The sequence below is a fragment of the Fusobacterium ulcerans genome (assembly GCF_003019675.1).
GTDB lineage: Bacteria > Fusobacteriota > Fusobacteriia > Fusobacteriales > Fusobacteriaceae > Fusobacterium_A > Fusobacterium_A ulcerans.
This window is the reverse complement of the sequence record NZ_CP028105.1, coordinates 2,060,306-2,078,716: the sequence shown is the minus strand read 5'-3', so window position 1 is coordinate 2,078,716 and position 18,411 is coordinate 2,060,306. Positions and strand designations below refer to the sequence as shown.

Below are 18,411 nucleotides of genomic sequence, written 5' to 3'. Positions count from 1 at the left end.
AAAAATCGCCTCCTGAGTTATTTTGTATTTATCTTTAAAATATTAAACTTCCTATAAATCCTGCTATAAATAATGGTATACAGAAATGTATAAACGTTGCCATACATGTATTTCTTATGTGTTCATGCTGTCCATCAGCATTGAGCCCTGATGTCGGCCCTAATGTAGAGTCTGATGCTGGTGAACCTGCATCTCCTATTATAGAAGCTGCTGTAATAAGAACTATCATTGCTGCTGATGAATATCCCATTTCTATTGTGAGAGGAACATAAATTGTTGCTAATATAGGTACAGTTCCAAAAGACGTTCCTATTCCCATTGTAATAAAAAGACCTACTGTCAACATTGCCAGAGATGCTATTGCTTTACTTCCACCACATATTCCTACTACTCCTGTTACAAGGGTTTCTATAGCTCCTGTTTCTCTTATCACTCTGCCATATCCTGCTGCCACTAGCATGATAAATGCTATTAATCCCATTATTAGTAATCCATCATTTAATACATTATCCAATTCATTCCATTTTACCACTTTAAAAACCAGCATTATTCCAAGAGCTGCAAGAGCTCCTAATGGAAGCGACCCTGTATAAAGCTGTATTCCAAAAGCTGTTAGTGCAGCAATCAGAGTTACCCAGTGCTTTTTTTCCATTTTTTCACTCTCTACTTCTTCCATTCCTTTTAAAGGAAGATCTTCATAATCTCTATCTTTTTTATAAGTTATAAATATTGCAATAAATAATCCTATAACCATAGCTAATCCTAATATCCAAGTAGCTCTCCATACTTCTCCAAGTTCTATATTGTAGCCATTAGCCGATATCTGATCTTTTACTATTGTATGAAATATCAAACCAAATCCAACTGGTAAAACCACATATGGAGTTTTTAACCCAAATGTAAGTGAACACGCCATTGCTCTCCTGTCCACTTTTAATTTATTCATTAATTTCAACAATGGTGGAATCAATATAGGAATAAAAGCTATATGAACAGGTATAAGATTTTGAGAAAAACAAGCTACTGCTGCTATTAAAAGAAGAAGTACTCTTTTCCTTCCGCTTACTATTCCAGCTATTTTTTTCGATATTATACTGGCTACTCCTGTGCTGTTTATAGCTACTGCCAAGGTTCCAAGCAAAAGATAACTAAGTGCTGTTTCAGAATTTCCTCCCATACCTCCTATTAATATCTTCATAGTCTCTGGCATTCCAATTCCAGAAGTTATCCCAGCTACCAAGGCTGCTGCGAGCATAGAAAAAATCACATTTAATTTTAATAAACAAAGAATTATCATAGTTAAAACTGATAGTATTACCGGATTAAGCAGCATAAAAAACCTCCTAAGTTATAAAATCTCATTTTATATGTTTGAATAATTTTAGTGAAGCTTAGATTTTTTCCTTGTTGTTCTATGATATCGCGACATAAAATAAAACTTAACCTAGGTTCTAATAAATATTTCTTTTCCTTATATTATTAAAAACATTTTAATAATATTTTAAAAATAAATTAAGAGAAAACCTTTCTTAATTATTAAAAACGTTTTAATAATATTTTTATCTAATAATAGATTACACATTAATTTAACAAAAGTCTAATATAATAAATATATAATTTAATATACTGTTTTTATTTTTTGTTTTATTTTTCATTTTTCAATTCTTTAATAGGACATTTCATTTTATTTATATTCATATATTTTTTCTGAAAATATTCGTAAAAATATAGAATCATAAAAATATAACAATAGAAAAATGGGCAGAAAGAAAACTCTGCCCATTTTTGTATGTCTATTTTCCTACTGGATTATTAACTGGCCAGCAAGGTTTTTCATTTGATAAAACTTTAACAATTTCAGAAGCTGCCTGTACTGCCATAAGTATCATACATTCCTCTGTATTTGAAGCCATATGCGGAGTAACAATCACATTATCCATTGATAATAATGGGTTATCCTCTAAAGGTGGCTCCTGTTCAAACACATCTAAAAATGCTCCTGCAATCTCTTCAGTTTTCAGTGCCTCAATAAGCTCTTTCTCATTCACCACTTCTCCACGAGCACAGTTTATAAAGTGGGCTGATTTTTTCATATTTGTAAATTCTTTTTTCCCTACGCATCCAATATTTTCTTTTATAAGAGGCATGTGTAATGATATAATATCTGATTCTTTAAATATAGTTTCCCAATCACAAATAGTTACATAATCAGGACAATTTTCTTTTGTTAAGAATGGATCATAAGCCAGTATCTCCATTCCCAATCCATAAAAAGCTTTGTAGGCTACTTTTCTTCCTATACGTCCGAATCCAACAACTCCTAATTTTTTTCCTGTTAAGTCCATTCCTTTATGGTTATTTTTGAAGAAAAAATCCCCTTCTTTTATCTTTTTATTCATTAAAAATATTCTTTTAGAAACTGCCAGAATAGCTCCCAGCACAAATTCTGCCACTGTATTAGTAGTAGAATCTGGAGCATTAGTTGCCCATATTCCTAGTTTAGCTGCTGCTTCTAAATCCACATTATTGTATCCAGCACCATGCCTTGCTACTATTTTCAAATTTTTTCCTGCTTTCAATACAGCTTCTGTACAAGGGGCTGTTCTTAACAAGATAGCATCACAATCTGCTACATCTTTTATTAAGTCTTCCTCTGATGCTCCTGATCCATGTTTTATTTCAAAACCATAACTTTTTAATAATTCTACTCCCTCTTTTGCCACTGCTTGTGGTATCAATACTTTATGCGACATTTACTTCACCCTCATCATAACTTTTTTTAGATTTTATTATTTGAATAGCATATATTGACCCTAAACAGATAAGACCAAATATATCTGATTTAATTCCTGGCATCATTGTAGAAACGCTTCCCAAAAGAACAACTATTGTTTTTGGCCAAGATAAGTTTCCTTTAAAATATCTTTGAACTGCTGTTGCTAATCCATAAGCTCCTATCAAGGCACTCATAATAGCGAGAATAATTTCTCCATTTGTTCCTTTTCCAAGTAAAGCTGGATTCATGCAGAACATAAACGGCATCAGGAATCCTGCAAGACTGAGACGCCAAGCTACAAATCCGGTTTTCATAGCATCTCCTTTTGCAATTCCAGCTGCTGTATAGGCTGCTACTGCCACTGGTGGAGTAACATTTGCCATGATTCCAAAATAAAATACAAAGAAGTGAGCAGCAATTTTTGCTATTCCAAGATTTTCCAATGCCGGAACAATCAATGTAGCCAACAGAACATAAGCTGCTGATGTAGGCATTCCCATTCCCAATATTACAGATGTCACCATAGTAAGAATCAATAACAGCATTACATTTCCTTGAGATAAGCTTATAAGAAGAGAAGACAATTTATATCCTATTCCTGTAAGCATAAGCATTCCAACTATTATACCAGCAGTACCTGTTGTAAGAGCAACGCTTACCATTCCTTTTGATGAGCTGGCAATAAGGTGCAGTATTTCAGAAACAGATCTTTTCTTTCCTGGATATACCAGCATTATCACTACTAAAAATATTATAGAAAAGAAAGCCGACTTCTGTGCAGAATATCTCACTCCAACTAATAAGAATACCAATAGTACCAAAGGCATCAGAAGAAGCCACCCTTTTTTCAATTCTTCCATGAAATTAGGAAGTTCATCTTTACTTTGCCCCTTCAGATCTTTTTTTAATGCTTCTAAGTCTATCATTATAAATAATGCTATATAGAACAGAATTGCTGGAATTATCGCAGCTGTTAATACTTCTTGATATGAACCAATATAGTCAGCCATGATGAAAGCAGCAGCTCCCATAACTGGCGGCATAAGCTGTCCTCCACTAGAAGCAGCTGTTTCTACTGCTCCTGAAAATTCTGAATCAAATCCACTTTTTTTCATCAATGGAATAGTAAAAGATCCTGTTCCTACAACATTTGCTACAGCACTTCCAGAAATAGTTCCAAATAAACTGCTGGCAACTACAGCGACTTTTGCTGGTCCTCCTCTAAATCCCCCAAGTAATGCTTGTGTCAATCTTATAAATATATCTCCTGCTCCTGACGCTTCCAAAACTCCTGCAAATATTACAAAGATAGATACATATATGGAAGAAACCCCCAAAGGTGTATTAAATATACCATTTGTTCCTTTGAATAAAACTTCTGTAATCCTTACCCATGTATATCCTCTGTGTGCAATACTTCTAGGAAGATTAGGTCCAAAAAGTGCATAGAGAATACATAAAATAGCTATTATAGGCATTGCTGCTCCAACTGTCTTCCATGTAAAAGAAAGAAGCAGAATCAACAGAATTGTTGCCAGTATAATTTCCAGACCAGACATAGTTCCACTGGATTTCCACATTGTATCTGCTATGGAATATGAATATAAACCTATAACTGATACTACAGCAATTATCCCTATTGAAAATACATTTTTTATTTTCTCATTTTTTATATTGAACAAATTATAACACAATGGTACCAGCATCATGCTAAGTGCCAGATGGACTACTCTATGTTGATAAGACGGCAACGCTCCAAAGTATGAAGTATATATATGAAACAATGCCAGTGCCAACCCTATTATAAAAAGCAGAATTTTGCTTAATTGACTATTTTTGTTTTTACCCTCCATTTTTACCCCCTTCTATATTAATTCATAACCCCTTTTTCTTTCAAATATTTTATAACTCCTGGATGCATTTCTACTAATCCTTCTAATCCTCTTGTTGCATTTTCAATATTCCACTCATTACATTGAGGATAAGCAGCTACTAACAGTTCATTATTTTCAAATAAAGCTTTTGCCATATTATAGATATCTTCTTCTGGCATATCTTTATAAGTTATTAAAATACTGGCACTTCCAAAAGTATACTCCACTTTTTCATCTTGTCCATTATATACATCAGCATCTATTTTAGCTGGAATATAATATGGGCATTCTGTCATTATTTTATCAAAATATTCTTTTTCTAACTCTAATAAACGAATAGGTTTTGAAGCTGCTGCTGTTGTTACTGGAGAAGCAGGTAAAGTACTCATTATACATACTGCATCTACATTTCCATCAGTTAAAGCTTCTGCTCCATCACCATGAGATAAGTATTCTGGTTTCCAATCTTTATTTATTTCATATCCATAAGCATCCATTATAGTTTTCATTGCATCTCCAGCAACACTTCCAGCAGGACCTACAGCTATCTTTTTACCTTTTAGATCTTTAAAGCTTTTTATTTTCCCATCTCTTAATGTATATACTTGTAATGTTGTCATGTGCCCACCCATTACTCCTCTTAAATCATCTTTATCTATTTTTTTACCTTCAAAACTTCCCTTACCCTCCAATGCAAGAGCCAATACATCTGATGCTGTCATAGCTAATTCTACGTTTTTATTTTTAGCCAATAAAATATTTTCTGATGAACCTCCTGTTATTTCTATATTTGCAGAAACATTTGGATCATTTTTATTTATGATATCAGACATTGCTGTCCCTATAATCGAAAAAGCTCCTCCTGCACTTGAAGTTGCAATAGAAATATATCTTACCCCAGCTGCATATGTAGTTATTCCTAATACCAACAATAATATAAAACTGCCAATGACCTTTGAAATTTTAAAGTTTTTCATAAAATACCTCCACTTTTTATTTTGTAATATAACTGTTATAACACTTTTATAAAACAAATTTTGATAACTTTTACAACTATTTAAATACTTTTTTATAAATTTGCTATTATCAAATCCAAAGAATCATTCACATGTTCTCTCATTAATTTTTCTGTTTCATCAGGATTTCCTTTTGCAATAGTATCAACTAAATATCTGTGCCAATATCTTGGATAAGTAGCCTTAGGTGCATTTGTTCCTATGGCTTTGCATAAAATCCAGAACATATTTATTTTTTTTAAAGTATTTATTAATAAACTATTTCCTGTAAATTCTGTAAGTTTTGCATGAAATAATATATGTGAATTTCTGCTGTCAAAAATTGTTTCATCAGTATAAGGTATAGTATCCAATTCTGTAGCAATGGCCATTAATTCTTCACGCTGTTCTCCAGTCATAGTTTTAGATAATATTCTTGCTGACTGACATTCTATTGCTTCTCTAAGCTGATAGTTTTCTATAATTTTTTCTTTAGTGGGAACTATTACATAAGAGCCCCACTGAGGTTTAGATTCAACCAAATAATTTTCTTCTAATTTTTTTAAAGCTTCAATTACAGGAATTACACTGACTCCTGTTACCTCAGCCATTTTTCTTCTTGATAATTTCATCCCTGGAGAAAATTCTCCATCTAAGATTTTTTGTGAAATTATTCTATAAGCTATATCTGATGCAGTTTGAAAGTTCTCTTCTAACATTGTTAACACTCCCTCGATCATTCCTGAAATTACTGTTATAACACTTTAAATATTATTATTTTATATAAAAATATCTATATTCAGTACATCTGTACTTATAGTAAAACGAAATTAACTATTTTAGTGAATTGTATCACAGTTTAAATTTTATGAATATATTCTCCATACTAAAATTATCAAATAAAATATATTATATATAACAAAAAATTTGAACTATTCCTCTACTAGATTAAATGAGAGCAAATTTATTTTTTAACTTAATAAGGGTAGAGAAAATTCCCTACCCTGTATATTTATAAAATTTCTATTCTTTTTTATATTTCCTCATTAAATTTTTTCTTTAATATCTTCCCTTGTTTAAATACTATTTTATTTATTGGTGATATTTTTTCTATTTTCTTTGTTCTTGGATTATTAAATATTCTTTCTTTAATTTTTTTTACTTCAAAAGTTCCCCATCCTTTAAAAATTAGCCTTTCATCTTCCTGCAAACTATCTATTAAAGTTTCCCAAAAAGCTTCTATTTTTTCTTTTGCAGTTTTTAAGTTTTTTAATTTTCTTTTTTCTTTATATTCTCTTATAATTTCTGTTTCTTTCATATTTCCTGCCCTTTCTCTTCTTTTTCTTCCTTTAACGCAAGTTTAAAAAGTTCTAATAATACTTGGGTATCAGTTATTTTTGTTTCACTATTCCTGTTAGATAATTTCTTTAATTTTCTTTTTATAAAACCATATTCTTCTTTTGTAAAATGACATCCATATAACCTATAATCTTTTGTATTCATTTTCTTTCCCTTTTTATCTCCAGATATTTTTTATTTTATAGCTTCAAAAATATTTATTATTTCTTCTTGCTTTTTCATATCTATTTCCAATTCTTTTTTAGCCTCTCCATATTTTTTTGCTAGTTCCTGATATTGATCTTTATAAAATTTATTATCTTTTACACTTGATATTTTTTTCTCTTTCTCTGATATTTCTGCATACATTTTTCTTTGATTTGCTAAAGTTCTTTCTGCTTCCTCGGCCTCTGCTTTTCTTTGATTATACATAGCTTTTTCCTCAGCCTCCAGTTGCTGGAGATTGAGTTCAAGCTGTTCCAATGTTGACATTACATCTGTTGCTGAATATGACGCCACTGATACTGCTAAAATACATCCTACTAATATCTTTTTCACATTCCCTCCTATTTCTCTTCTTCTGGTTTTATATACTCTTTTAATACATCATTTATTTTATATTTTTCAACTATTTCATTTATTACCTTTACTTTTTCTTCTCCAAGTTTTTTATTAAATAAAGCCTGTTGAAGTTGTGGATATATTTCTACTGTATTTTTATCTTTTAGTAGTTCACTATTATTTTTATATACTTCTAAAAGTTCATAATCATATATTTGAACTGCTTTTTGTGCTATTGAATTAAGATAAAACTCAACTTCTATATTTATTTTCATTTCTTCAAGATATTTTTTTTCTTCTTCTGTATATTTTTTCTTTTCCATCTCTGCAAGAATAGCTTTTCTTACTAGAAGCTGAGCTATTCCATCTTTATTTTCACCTAATTTTTCTGTCTCTTCTTTAGTTAATTTTATTTGCATGTTTTCTCCTCATCTTAAATTCCTTTAATTAAAAAACTATTCTTCATCTTTATTTTCAATAGTCTTATATATTTCTTTTATTAACTGTTCTTTTTCTTCTTTTGTATATTTTTTCTTTTTCATTTCTTCAATTATTATTTTAAGAAACATTTTATCTGATTTTTTATTGTTCTCTTCAAGAATATTATATTTTTTAAATAAATATAATATTATGTTTTTATTTGTTTTATATTTACCTTTTAATTTAGCAAGGCCCTCTTTTATTATATTGTATTCTTCCTTACTGACTCTTATGCCTAAAATGACATCTTTTTTGTTTCCACTTCCTAAAGGCCTTCCTCTTTTTTCTGTCTTTTCATCCATATTTTTTCCACCTTTAGTCTAATAAACTGTCCCTTTTCAGGGACAGTTTTACTAATTTAAAATTTGTAATTGAATCTCATTCCATATTTAATTGATGAATCTTTTCTATTTCCTTCATCTGCTGCTTCCACTTCGAATGTTACTCCCATGTGGTTGGCTTTTTCTATTGTAAGTCCAATTTTACCAGTCAGTTTTCCTTCGCTCTCTTCTGGAGTGATTAGACTGTAATATCCTTCTCTTCCATTTTTAAGTCTTGCTTTGTTTCCATCATAGTTGTCTCCAAGCTCATATGCATATTTTACATCTGCTGTTACTTTTACTGAGACGTCATTTCCTGCATAGATTCTTTGAGATGCCTTCACTCCAGCTCCTGCCTGTGCGCTTAGATAATCATTGTCTTTAATCTGCACTTCAAGTCCGCCTTTGCTTCCAGCACTTTCTTTAAAGTCATCTACTTTTCCATACTCTAAATCTAAATCAGCATATACATCTAACTGTCTAGAAAGATCTGTATAGATAACCTTTGTAAGTCTGTTGTCAAGTGCTACAGAGTAAGTATTGTATTCTCCCTTATTTTCAAATGTTTCTTGAAGATTAAGCTTTCTCTTCGCAATATGTCTGTTGTATCCAAGCTCTATTCTTGACAGCCATGATACTTTATGTTCCTCACTTAGATTTTTAACTCTATGTGCTCCTACTCTTAATGAGTATACATCCTCTTTTGATCCACCATCATCAAAGTCAAACTTTGATCCTGTAAATCCTAATGTATATCCATACTTGCTTCCATACTCTGTTCCTTCCTTCTCTTTCATATAAAGAACTCCCATTACTTTGTAATCATAGTCGTCTATTCCCAATGTAGAATCTTTATAGTTTCCATCAGTATAGATAACGCTGTATTTACTGCTGTCTTTTGTCAGATTATATGAAGATTCAAGTTCATAGAAAGAGTTGTCAAATGCTCTGTTGATATCCTGCATTCTTCCTTGAATAGTTGCATAGATATCTCCTCTTGTTTCAGCTAGCTTCAATGATGTCTCTCTTTCAAACTGGTCTGCTGGAAGTCCTTCCAGATATTCATTCAAGCCTTTCAGAATTTCAGCATCTTTTCCATTTCCGCCACTATTTTTAAGAATATTATCCAATCCTTTATCAAGCGCATCAAACTGATCACCTATTGTCAAATCAGCATAAGGCTTCTTAGCAATAACAAGGCTTCCTTTATCTGTTACTTTTGCAATAAACAGAGGTGATGTCACAGGAGTAAGTTTGTTTCCTGTTATTGTTCCCATTGCTGTATTTATAAAGCCTTCTATCTCATATGAAATTCCATTTCCTGTTGCTGCAAAGTTTGGAAGTAGTTTTACTTCTCCACTTACACTATTTGCATTAAATAGAGGTGTTCCTGTTGTTACATCTACATAGGCTCCATTTACTACTATATTTCCTGCTGTTGAAAGTGTTCCTCCAATAGATACATATTTATCATTGATTGTTATTGTTCCATCTGATTCAATTTTTACACTTCCTACTTCCGCTTTGGATACTCCTACATTTGCTCCTGGAGTTCCATTTCCACCTGGAAGAATAACTATATCCCCATAGTTATTTACAGCTCCTGGTCCTTCTATCCCTATTCCATTTTTTAAATAAATAGTTCCACTGTTATTAAATGTTGCACCTTGTCCTATAAGCATTCCAACACCTTCATTAACAGTTATTGTTCCTGCATTTTCTATTCTAGCTCCTGAATATGCTGCCATTCCTACTGTAATCGCTGTACAAGGATCTGGTGCTGATGTACTTCCTAAGATGATATTTCCTCCAACAGCATTTACTGCTACTGCTCCATCTCTTACAAGGATTCCTACTCCTCCACCATCAACATTAATAGTTCCTGTATTTTGAATCCTTGTTTCTGCTCCATCTCCATAGATTCCTACTGAATGATCATAATTTACAGTTATATTTCCTGCATTATTTACTTTAGTTCCGCCAGTTGCATAGATTCCTATTGAATTAAGATGATTTTCTATATTATCGTGATCACCTTTTACATCAGTTTTCCCTACAATTATATCTCCAGTATTATTTACTGTATTTTTTCCACTTGAGAATATTCCTACAGCTGCTGTTCCTAAAGTCATATCAGCATTATTGTTAATTGTTGCTGATTGTCCTGCTGCTTGTTTCAAGAAAATTCCATATCCATTATTTCCTACATTCCAGTTACCTGCTAATGTATTTATAGTTCCAGTTCCATTCAACTTATAGATACCTACTGATCCAGTATCCTTTTCCCCAGTTCCTTTATTCGCTATTGCCAAGTCACCTGTATATGTTACATTTCCATTTCCTTCACTTACTATTCCTATACTTGTATTTGTTCCAACATGTATATCACCTGTGACAGATGTATTTATATTTTTTGCATATACTCCTATAGAATTATTATTTCCAAGTGTTATTCCTGTAGTCATTGTTAAATTGATATTTTCTGTTCCATTACCTGTACCAGTTCCATATATACCAACTCCACTATTACTTACAGTCATAACAGTTCCAGTTTGAGAAATTGATCCTCCATTCAAATCTTTTCCATAGATTCCAATACTATTATTACCAACTGAAATATCTCCTGTAGTTCCATTATATATCCCTTTATCTATAAATACTCCTATTGATGAATTTGTTAATGAAGCAGCAGAAGCAACTGATATATTTCCATTAACTGCTATTGCACTGCTTTTTCCATATACACCAATATTACTATTTCCTCCTATTACAGATATTCCTCCTGTTACTGTAAGATTAGAGTTTTCTTTTGCCATTACTCCTACCTGATTATTTCCAGAACTTCCTATAGAAATTCCACCAGATACAGTTCCTGTTGATTTATTTAAAACCCTACCAATTGTATAATTTCCTGTCTGTGTAACTGTTGGTATTATTCCTGCTGATGCTACACTATCATAGTAAATTCCTACTGAATATTTTGCTGGAGCAGAAGTTGTCTCAGCAACTCCACTTTGAACCGTAATTGCTGTTGTACCAAATGCAGGAGCTGCATTTTTTACATATGCACCTATTCCACCATTTTTAGCTGTTATACTTGAGCTTCCGCTGGAAGTTACACTTCCTCCATCTGCTACTATTCCTATTTGGTTGTCTGCGGTAATATTTCCTGTGAAAGTCAAGGCAGCACCTTTTGAATACATATATATTCCATCTGTTCCTACTGTAATATTTCCTGTATCAGCTACTGTAACTATCGTTCCAGCTCCTTCAGCGTATACTCCTATACCACCATTTCCAGCTGTAATAGTCGATGTTCCTGCTACAGTGACATTAGAACCACCATTTGCTACTATTCCTATTGCACTCTTAGTTCCACTTGAAGCACCTACTGAAATAGTTCCATCTATTAGAGAATTTGTTCCATTTGTTGCTAACACTCCTATACTTTCATTTCCTAAAGTAATAGTTCCTGCATCAATAGCTGATGTTACTCCCTCAAGAACTACTCCTGTATTTCTTGATCCTGTTGAATTTATATTATTTGATGTAAGTCCAGCTGTTGTCCCTTTAAGATATACTCCTATTCCATCTGTTCCTGTCATTTTCATATTATCATTTTTTACTGATGTAAGAACTCCATTATGATTAGAATAAATTCCTATTCCATTACTTCCTACATTAATAGTTCCAGTATTTATTACATCAGCTACATCTGTAAAGATACCGATAGAAGGAGAAGGGTTAACTCCATTTGAGATTCCATTTGCATTAATTATTCCACTATTATTTATAGTGACTTTTGCTGTTGGAGTACTTGTTCCTTTTATAGCTGCAAGACCTATTCCACCAGTATGGGCTGTTATTGTTCCACCATTATTTGTTATATTCTTTAGTGTTGTAGTTCCATTATCATATGTTCCAAGAAGTCCTGTTCCACCTTCACCTATGTTCAAATTTCCAGATGAAATCAAACTTCCATTTGAAGTTGCTGCAAGAGATCCTGAACCAATTGCTGTTATGTTGTTTCCAAGATTAAGAGTTCCTCCATTATTGAATACTCCTATTCCACCACCAGTTCCAAAATTAAATTTAAGATTTCCTGATGTTCCAAGATTAGCTATACCACCATCTATATATACTCCTGTTCCACCATTGCTTATATTTAATGTTGATTCTCCTGTTGTCAATGTAGTTCCATTTTTTACATATATACCAATTCCACCTTCAGTAGTTACAGTTCCATTATGGTTAAGAGTCATTCCAGCTCCGCCTAGATATATTCCCACTCCATTTTTGGCATTTACACTTACATTATTCATAGTGTATGGACCTGCTATTGTATTGTCAAATAGGACTCCTACTGATGTTCCTGAACTACTATTAGCTCCTGTTGTTATATTTGCTCCATTAAATGTTACTGTACCATCAAGAAGATATGCTCCAACCGAACCCTGTCCTGTTGTTATATTTCCTGATATTACTGTTCCACTTTTAGCTGCAACTCCTACCGCTCCTGTTCCTGTTACATTTACTGCAAAGTCTATCTTGGCATTTTCTCCAAATACTCCTACTCCTCCTGAAGCTATATTTAAAGTTCCAGCAGTGATTTTATTTGCACCTGTATCCTTCAGATAAATTCCTACTGCATTTGATGTGATAGTTCCTCCAGTTCCATTAAAACTATTTCCAGAACCATTTACATACACTCCTGTTCCTGTTGTTGCAGTTATTGTTCCTGTATTTTTTCCTGAACTTGTTCCGTTTCCTGCTACATACATTCCAAGATTGCTTCCTACTGTAATTCTATTCTTGTTTTCTACAGAAGCTGTATCTGATGATGTATCAGTTTTAGCCACCATCCCTGCTGATGATCTTCCTATAGATCCTGTTAAATCAATAGCTCCATTATTTATTCCACTTCCCTTTCCTGTATATATACCTATGTTGCCGTCTGTACCTGTCATAGTTATATTTCCATTTGAAGTCAGTGTTGAGTTTCCTCCTACATATGAAGCTATATTATTATTTAACCCTGTAGATGTTATATTTTTAGTATTTACAAGATTTATTCCATCTGCTGCATATATTCCTATACTTTTATTTCCTGTAAGTTCAACTTCAGCTCCATTTGTCACAGTTCCTGAAGCTGTTCCCTTGCTGTAGTATACTCCTATATTATCAACTGTAGCTGTATTGTTTACAGTGATTTTTCCTCCTGCTGCATGAGCCCCATCAGTAAGATACATTCCTGTTCCTTTACCTGTATCTGTTTTAAGAGCAAGGCCTCCAGCGCCTATTGTTACAGCTCCGCCACTTCCATATACTCCTACTGCTCCAGCTGTTGATGTTCCTTGAGCAGTTACAGTTCCTGTTATAGTTGATCCTCCATCAATAAATACTCCTGTAGTTTTTTCTCCTGTAGCTGTTACATTTACATTTAAAGTATTATTGCCTTTTGAATAGATACCTACAGCTTCTCTTTGAACAACAAGTTGGCCTGTTGTATTACTTGTAAATGTACTTCCAGTACCAGCATTTTCAAGATAGATTCCTACAGTTTTATTTCCTGCTGTTGTTGGAGTTTCCATTCCATCTACTGTTACAATTTTTCCAGGATCTATTCCAACTGTTGCACCTTTACCATAAACATATATATTCTTATTTTCATTATTATTTGCAAAAGTCAAATCATCTTTAAAGTTTACTGTAGCATTCTCAGCAAAAACTCCTACACTGAATTTCTTGTTAAATACTATGCTGTTTCCTGTATCAAGCTCTGCTACAGCACCTAATTTCACATATATACCAGTAGAACTATCTGCATTCAGATTAATTGTTCCCTTGTTTGTTGCTTTATGATTCGCCTCTTCTGCATACATTCCTATTTGAGAAGTATCATTTACATTTATACTTCCCCCTGTATTATTAAGAATATTTGCAGTTGTTGTATACATACCTACTGCATCATTTTTCCCAGCTGTAAGATCTATAGTTCCAGTATTTGTACCTGTCTGAGTTGAATTTCCTTTTACAAAAATACCTATTCCTTCTTTACCTACATTTAAAGCTCCAGAAGAAGTTACATTCATATTTTCAACGTATATAGCTGTTCCTTTATCAAGGTTTTCTGCATTTACATTTAAGGCTATACTTTTATTATCAATTCCACTTGCTGAACCTTTATAGAAAACACCAGTTTTTCCACTATCATCTGTTCCAGCATTACTTCCCAGAATTACATTAGTTGCTGTAATAGTAGAAGTTCCATCAGCCATAATTCCTATACCATCAGAACCAAGTTTTAAAGTTCCAAGATTTGTAACTTTACTTCCAGTTGTTGCATATATAGCTACCCCTCCAGCTCCCACTGAAATTGTTCCTGTGTTTGAAATTTCGGCTTTTTCACCATAAATCCCTACTGAAGTAGATGTATTTGAATCCCCTACAGTTATATTTCCTGTATTGTTTACTTTAGTTTTTTCACTAGAAACAGAACCATTATTATTTTTTGCATAAATACCAACAGTACCCATACCTAATAAAGTGATGTTCTGAGCATTATTTATTTCTAATTCACCTTCGCCAGCTTTTCCACCAAATTCATTAACAACAGGGATATTAGATGAATCTGTTCTATATGCTGTACCAAAGATACCTATTCCATAGTTTCCATCAACAGTAATATTTCCTTTATTAGTTACTTTACTTCCATTTACAGCATATATTCCTACTCCATTTTCATTTTTTAAAGTTTTTTCCACTTCTATAGAACTTCCTGTATCAAGAGTAATTTCACCATAATTTATATATGCTCCAATTGCTCCACTTCCACTATCCAGTCTCGACGCCACAATTTTAGCTCCCTGTCCAAGATTTATTTGAGTATCGCTTATTCCTGTAGCAGAAGAGCTAGAGTTTATTTCAAGTCCTACAACTTGTCCTTTAAAATATTCTGAAGCATAAGCACTATTTATCGAAGCATTAACTGTTACATTATCTAGAACACTTATTTTAAGTCTTTGTCCTAAGAATCTTCTATAATAATAAAATCCTGGACTGCTTGTTGAAGTATCTCCCTTATCTATATTTGTATCAATATTAAGAGTTCCTCCATCTATTGCTGCAACTTTATATTTATCAAATACTTCACTGCCGTTTGTTCCATTCTTAAAAGTTACTCCACCTAAGTTTGTAGAAATATTACTTTCTAAGTCTGCTATATTTAGGACACCAGCATTTTTTAAGTTAGCTATTATTGCATCATTAGACATAACAGTAATTCTTGCACCTTGAAGCTTTATTGGATTAACTCCTCCTGCAAAATCTAATTCCAATGCAGTAGCCTTACCTCTTAAAATTATTTCTCCATTTGTTAAATCAATTTCTCCATTGTCAGAAGTATAAACAGCATATCCATTTCCTTCATAATCTATTATACCTCCTGTCAAGTCAACTTTTGATCCATTACCTACTGAAGCTATTCCAACAGCACCATTTTTAACTTTAACATAAGTATTTTTAGCACTGATATTTCCTCCAGAACTTGTATACAATCCTAGACCTTTGATCTTTCCATCAGTATCTTTTTTCCCTTCTACATAAATGTTGACTTCCGCAGTAGGTTCTGGAATATTTCCACTGGCATCAGGTTGTGAAAGAGTTAAAGAAGTTCTATTTGCAGCTACTTTTCCCTGACTTGTTGCAAAAATTCCAGTACTATCCCCTGACAATTTTAAATTTAATTTGTCATTTTCTACAGTTATTACTGTTCCATTATCTTTTGCATATAAAATAACACTGTCTTCAATTTTTTTATCATTACTTCCAGCTGTTACATTTCCAGTTATAGTTATTTTTTTCCCGCTTTCTGCAACTGCTGCTCTATTATCTTTTCCACCTTTTATTAAGATGTCTCCATTAAACTTTACATCTCCACCTTTAGCAATAATTCCAGTATTTTTTTCTCCATCTGAAATTGTTATATTGCTTTTCTCTCCAGAAGTTCCAGATGGAGCTAATATTTCTATTGTACCTTGCTTTCCAAAGATACCTATCCCACCATATGAATATTTTCCAATTTCTATTTGAGCAGCTGTTTTAGTTGTAGAACTATTGTCCATCAATATTCCAATACCCTGCTCTACTAAAGTTGGATCATTTGCTCTTGGAGTCCCATCAGCATTAGTAAAAATACTAGTTAACGAATTCCCTTTTACTATAGTTTGTTCTTTATTTCCAATATTAAATTTTACGATATTTTTTTCATTTATTATATTGGTATTTTGAGCAACCATTCCAATACTCTTATCCCCTAACAGATCAATAGCTTTTTTAATATAAGCCGCATGCCCATTATTAAATGCACTATTATTCGACATATATAGAGCAATTGCCTCTGCTCCTCTTATTTCAGCAGTTCCTTCATTTACAAATGCAGCTCTGTTATGAGGTAAATTTGAATAAGCCCACTGCATCAATGAAGCTCCTACTCCATCTACATATATTTTTCCAGTTGGCCCATTTGAATAAATATATGCTTTAGACTGACTTGTATCAGGAGAATGCATATATACAATAGATTTATCTCCATTGACAGTAATTGTTCCTTCATTATCTAAATAATTAGTTCTATAATTTCCATTAGTATGTGATGTTGTAAAAAAATATGCTGATCCTGTTCCATTTATTTCTATCTCACCTTTATTAACGAATAAAAGTTCCGTTCCATCTTCTCCTTTAATTCCAGTATATGTCTGATACTCCCTTAATCTATCACGTGTTGCTGAAGTTATAAGTCCTTCTGTTACTCTATTATCTAAATTTCCATTTACCATTCCTTCAGTTTCAAGATCAATAAGTTTAGCATTATTTGAATTAAAAACTATTTTTGTATTTTCTCCATAATATGAATATGGTACATTTAATAAAGTATGAAAAAATTGTTGAGGAACATTATAGACTTTATTTTCTGTTGGTTTAGTTCCACTAGGAGTTGTTCCAGGAAATGCTTCTGCATCATATCCTGTTACTCCCACACTATAGTTTCCTGAGTTTCCATTTATAATATATTCTCCAGATTTTAAACTTATTTGAGATATTACTCCATTATTTCCATTCCACCAAAAGTATTGTACACTTGGATTTGCCCCACTTCCAGCTATTGAAGGAGATGAGACATTTACAGGAACTACAACTGGTAATGTTGGAGCTGTAGGTAAAGTTATCATAGTTGGCTCATATCCCTGAGGCAAAGTAGGAGTTTTTATTTCTATATTTTTCTCTGCTGGAATTGCAGGTGTTTTTGCTGTTGGTGCTGTTACTGTAATTTTAGCAACTGCTGCTGGAGTTGATACATTTACATTTATCCCTCCAGGAGTTGACGGTGCTGTTATTGTTGGTGCTATTACTGATGGTACTGATGGCATTATAGGGTTTACTGTCCCTGGCAATGTCCCAAGATTTACCACTGGTGCTGATACATTTACTGATACATTTGGACTGATTGTTGGTAATACTGGCTCAACAGGTTTTATATTAGCCCCCACTTCTATTGTTTCTCTAAATACTTCATTATCAACTACCACTCCATTTCCAGATAACACCTTGTCTTTTCCTATATTTCCTGTAGATTTTAATAAACTTTCTCCACTTGTTGTTCCATAATGCTTATTAACAGCATCTATAGTTTCTTTAAATTCTTTGGCTGTTCTGTCTTTTGTTTTTCCATTATCTAAATATTGATAACTAAAAAAAACTTGTGTACTTGGAATTAAAGGTTTAGAATAAAAATCTCCTTTTCTTACAAGCTCCACAAAGTCTGAATTATATTCTTTTATCAGTCTTTCATTTTCAGCTATTTTCCTTTTTATTTCTTCACGTTCTGTTTCTATTCTAGTTAAAATATCATTTTTCGTTTCCTGTATCTCTTCTGTTGTTATTCCCGCACCAAAAGATATTCCTCCTGTTATCATGAAGGCTATCAAAAGTGAAAGAGAGTAACTAATTTTTCTTTTCAAAAATCTTTTTAAAGATTTTTCAATATCATTTTTTCTCATTTATCTTCT

11 protein-coding genes are annotated in these 18,411 nt (G+C 32.6%); all 11 read right to left on the bottom strand.

Going from position 1 to position 18,411, the window contains the following annotated elements:
- Nucleotides 1–34 precede the first annotated feature (34 nt).
- On the bottom strand, nt 35–1,333 hold the full coding sequence (locus C4N20_RS09680; RefSeq protein WP_005979488.1) for a Na+/H+ antiporter family protein: 1,299 nt from the start codon (nt 1,331–1,333) through the stop codon (nt 35–37).
- A gap of 460 nt (nt 1,334–1,793) precedes the next feature.
- Nucleotides 1,794–2,753, bottom strand: coding sequence for a hydroxyacid dehydrogenase (locus C4N20_RS09675; RefSeq protein WP_005979486.1), 960 nt, complete (start codon nt 2,751–2,753; stop codon nt 1,794–1,796).
- Nucleotides 2,743–4,629, bottom strand: coding sequence for a TRAP transporter permease (locus C4N20_RS09670; protein ID WP_005979484.1), 1,887 nt, complete (start codon nt 4,627–4,629; stop codon nt 2,743–2,745). The genes C4N20_RS09675 and C4N20_RS09670 overlap by 11 nt, the downstream gene beginning before the upstream one ends.
- Nucleotides 4,630–4,646: 17 nt before the next feature.
- Nucleotides 4,647–5,627 carry a TAXI family TRAP transporter solute-binding subunit gene (locus tag C4N20_RS09665; protein WP_005979482.1) on the bottom strand — a complete coding sequence of 327 codons (981 nt, stop codon included), beginning with the start codon at nt 5,625–5,627 and terminating at the stop codon, nt 4,647–4,649.
- 92 nt (nt 5,628–5,719) lie between these two features.
- On the bottom strand, nt 5,720–6,364 hold the full coding sequence (locus tag C4N20_RS09660) for a GntR family transcriptional regulator (protein ID WP_005979480.1): 645 nt from the start codon (nt 6,362–6,364) through the stop codon (nt 5,720–5,722).
- 314 nt (nt 6,365–6,678) lie between these two features.
- Nucleotides 6,679–6,963 (bottom strand): HU family DNA-binding protein, encoded by a 285-nt coding sequence (locus tag C4N20_RS09655; RefSeq protein ID WP_005979479.1) that lies wholly within the window; start codon nt 6,961–6,963, stop codon nt 6,679–6,681.
- A complete protein-coding gene (locus tag C4N20_RS09650) occupies nt 6,960–7,148 on the bottom strand; it encodes a hypothetical protein (protein ID WP_005979477.1) in 189 nt (62 codons plus the stop codon). Before C4N20_RS09650 ends, C4N20_RS09655 begins: the two co-directional genes overlap by 4 nt.
- Before the next feature lie 30 nt (nt 7,149–7,178).
- Nucleotides 7,179–7,541, bottom strand: coding sequence for an adhesion protein FadA (locus C4N20_RS09645; RefSeq protein WP_005979476.1), 363 nt, complete (start codon nt 7,539–7,541; stop codon nt 7,179–7,181).
- A gap of 8 nt (nt 7,542–7,549) precedes the next feature.
- Nucleotides 7,550–7,963 carry a hypothetical protein gene (locus C4N20_RS09640; RefSeq protein ID WP_005979473.1) on the bottom strand — a complete coding sequence of 138 codons (414 nt, stop codon included), beginning with the start codon at nt 7,961–7,963 and terminating at the stop codon, nt 7,550–7,552.
- 36 nt (nt 7,964–7,999) lie between these two features.
- The gene (locus C4N20_RS09635) at nt 8,000–8,326 is read right to left on the bottom strand and encodes a hypothetical protein (RefSeq protein ID WP_005979471.1); all 327 of its coding nucleotides are present in this window, start codon (nt 8,324–8,326) and stop codon (nt 8,000–8,002) included.
- A 56-nt stretch (nt 8,327–8,382) separates the two neighbouring features.
- Nucleotides 8,383–18,402 carry an autotransporter-associated N-terminal domain-containing protein gene (locus tag C4N20_RS09630; RefSeq protein ID WP_005979469.1) on the bottom strand — a complete coding sequence of 3,340 codons (10,020 nt, stop codon included), beginning with the start codon at nt 18,400–18,402 and terminating at the stop codon, nt 8,383–8,385.
- Nucleotides 18,403–18,411: the final 9 nt, after the last annotated feature.

Bases quoted from the DNA above. Each gene is read 5' to 3' on its own strand.
- C4N20_RS09680 (WP_005979488.1), bottom strand. From the start codon at position 1,333: ATGCTGCTTAATCCGGTAATACTATCAGTTTTAACTATGATAATTCTT.
- C4N20_RS09675 (WP_005979486.1), bottom strand. From the start codon at position 2,753: ATGTCGCATAAAGTATTGATACCACAAGCAGTGGCAAAAGAGGGAGTA.
- C4N20_RS09670 (WP_005979484.1), bottom strand. From the start codon at position 4,629: ATGGAGGGTAAAAACAAAAATAGTCAATTAAGCAAAATTCTGCTTTTT.
- C4N20_RS09665 (WP_005979482.1), bottom strand. From the start codon at position 5,627: ATGAAAAACTTTAAAATTTCAAAGGTCATTGGCAGTTTTATATTATTG.
- C4N20_RS09660 (WP_005979480.1), bottom strand. From the start codon at position 6,364: ATGTTAGAAGAGAACTTTCAAACTGCATCAGATATAGCTTATAGAATA.
- C4N20_RS09655 (WP_005979479.1), bottom strand. From the start codon at position 6,963: ATGAAAGAAACAGAAATTATAAGAGAATATAAAGAAAAAAGAAAATTA.
- C4N20_RS09650 (WP_005979477.1), bottom strand. From the start codon at position 7,148: ATGAATACAAAAGATTATAGGTTATATGGATGTCATTTTACAAAAGAA.
- C4N20_RS09640 (WP_005979473.1), bottom strand. From the start codon at position 7,963: ATGCAAATAAAATTAACTAAAGAAGAGACAGAAAAATTAGGTGAAAAT.
- C4N20_RS09635 (WP_005979471.1), bottom strand. From the start codon at position 8,326: ATGGATGAAAAGACAGAAAAAAGAGGAAGGCCTTTAGGAAGTGGAAAC.
- C4N20_RS09630 (WP_005979469.1), bottom strand. From the start codon at position 18,402: ATGAGAAAAAATGATATTGAAAAATCTTTAAAAAGATTTTTGAAAAGA.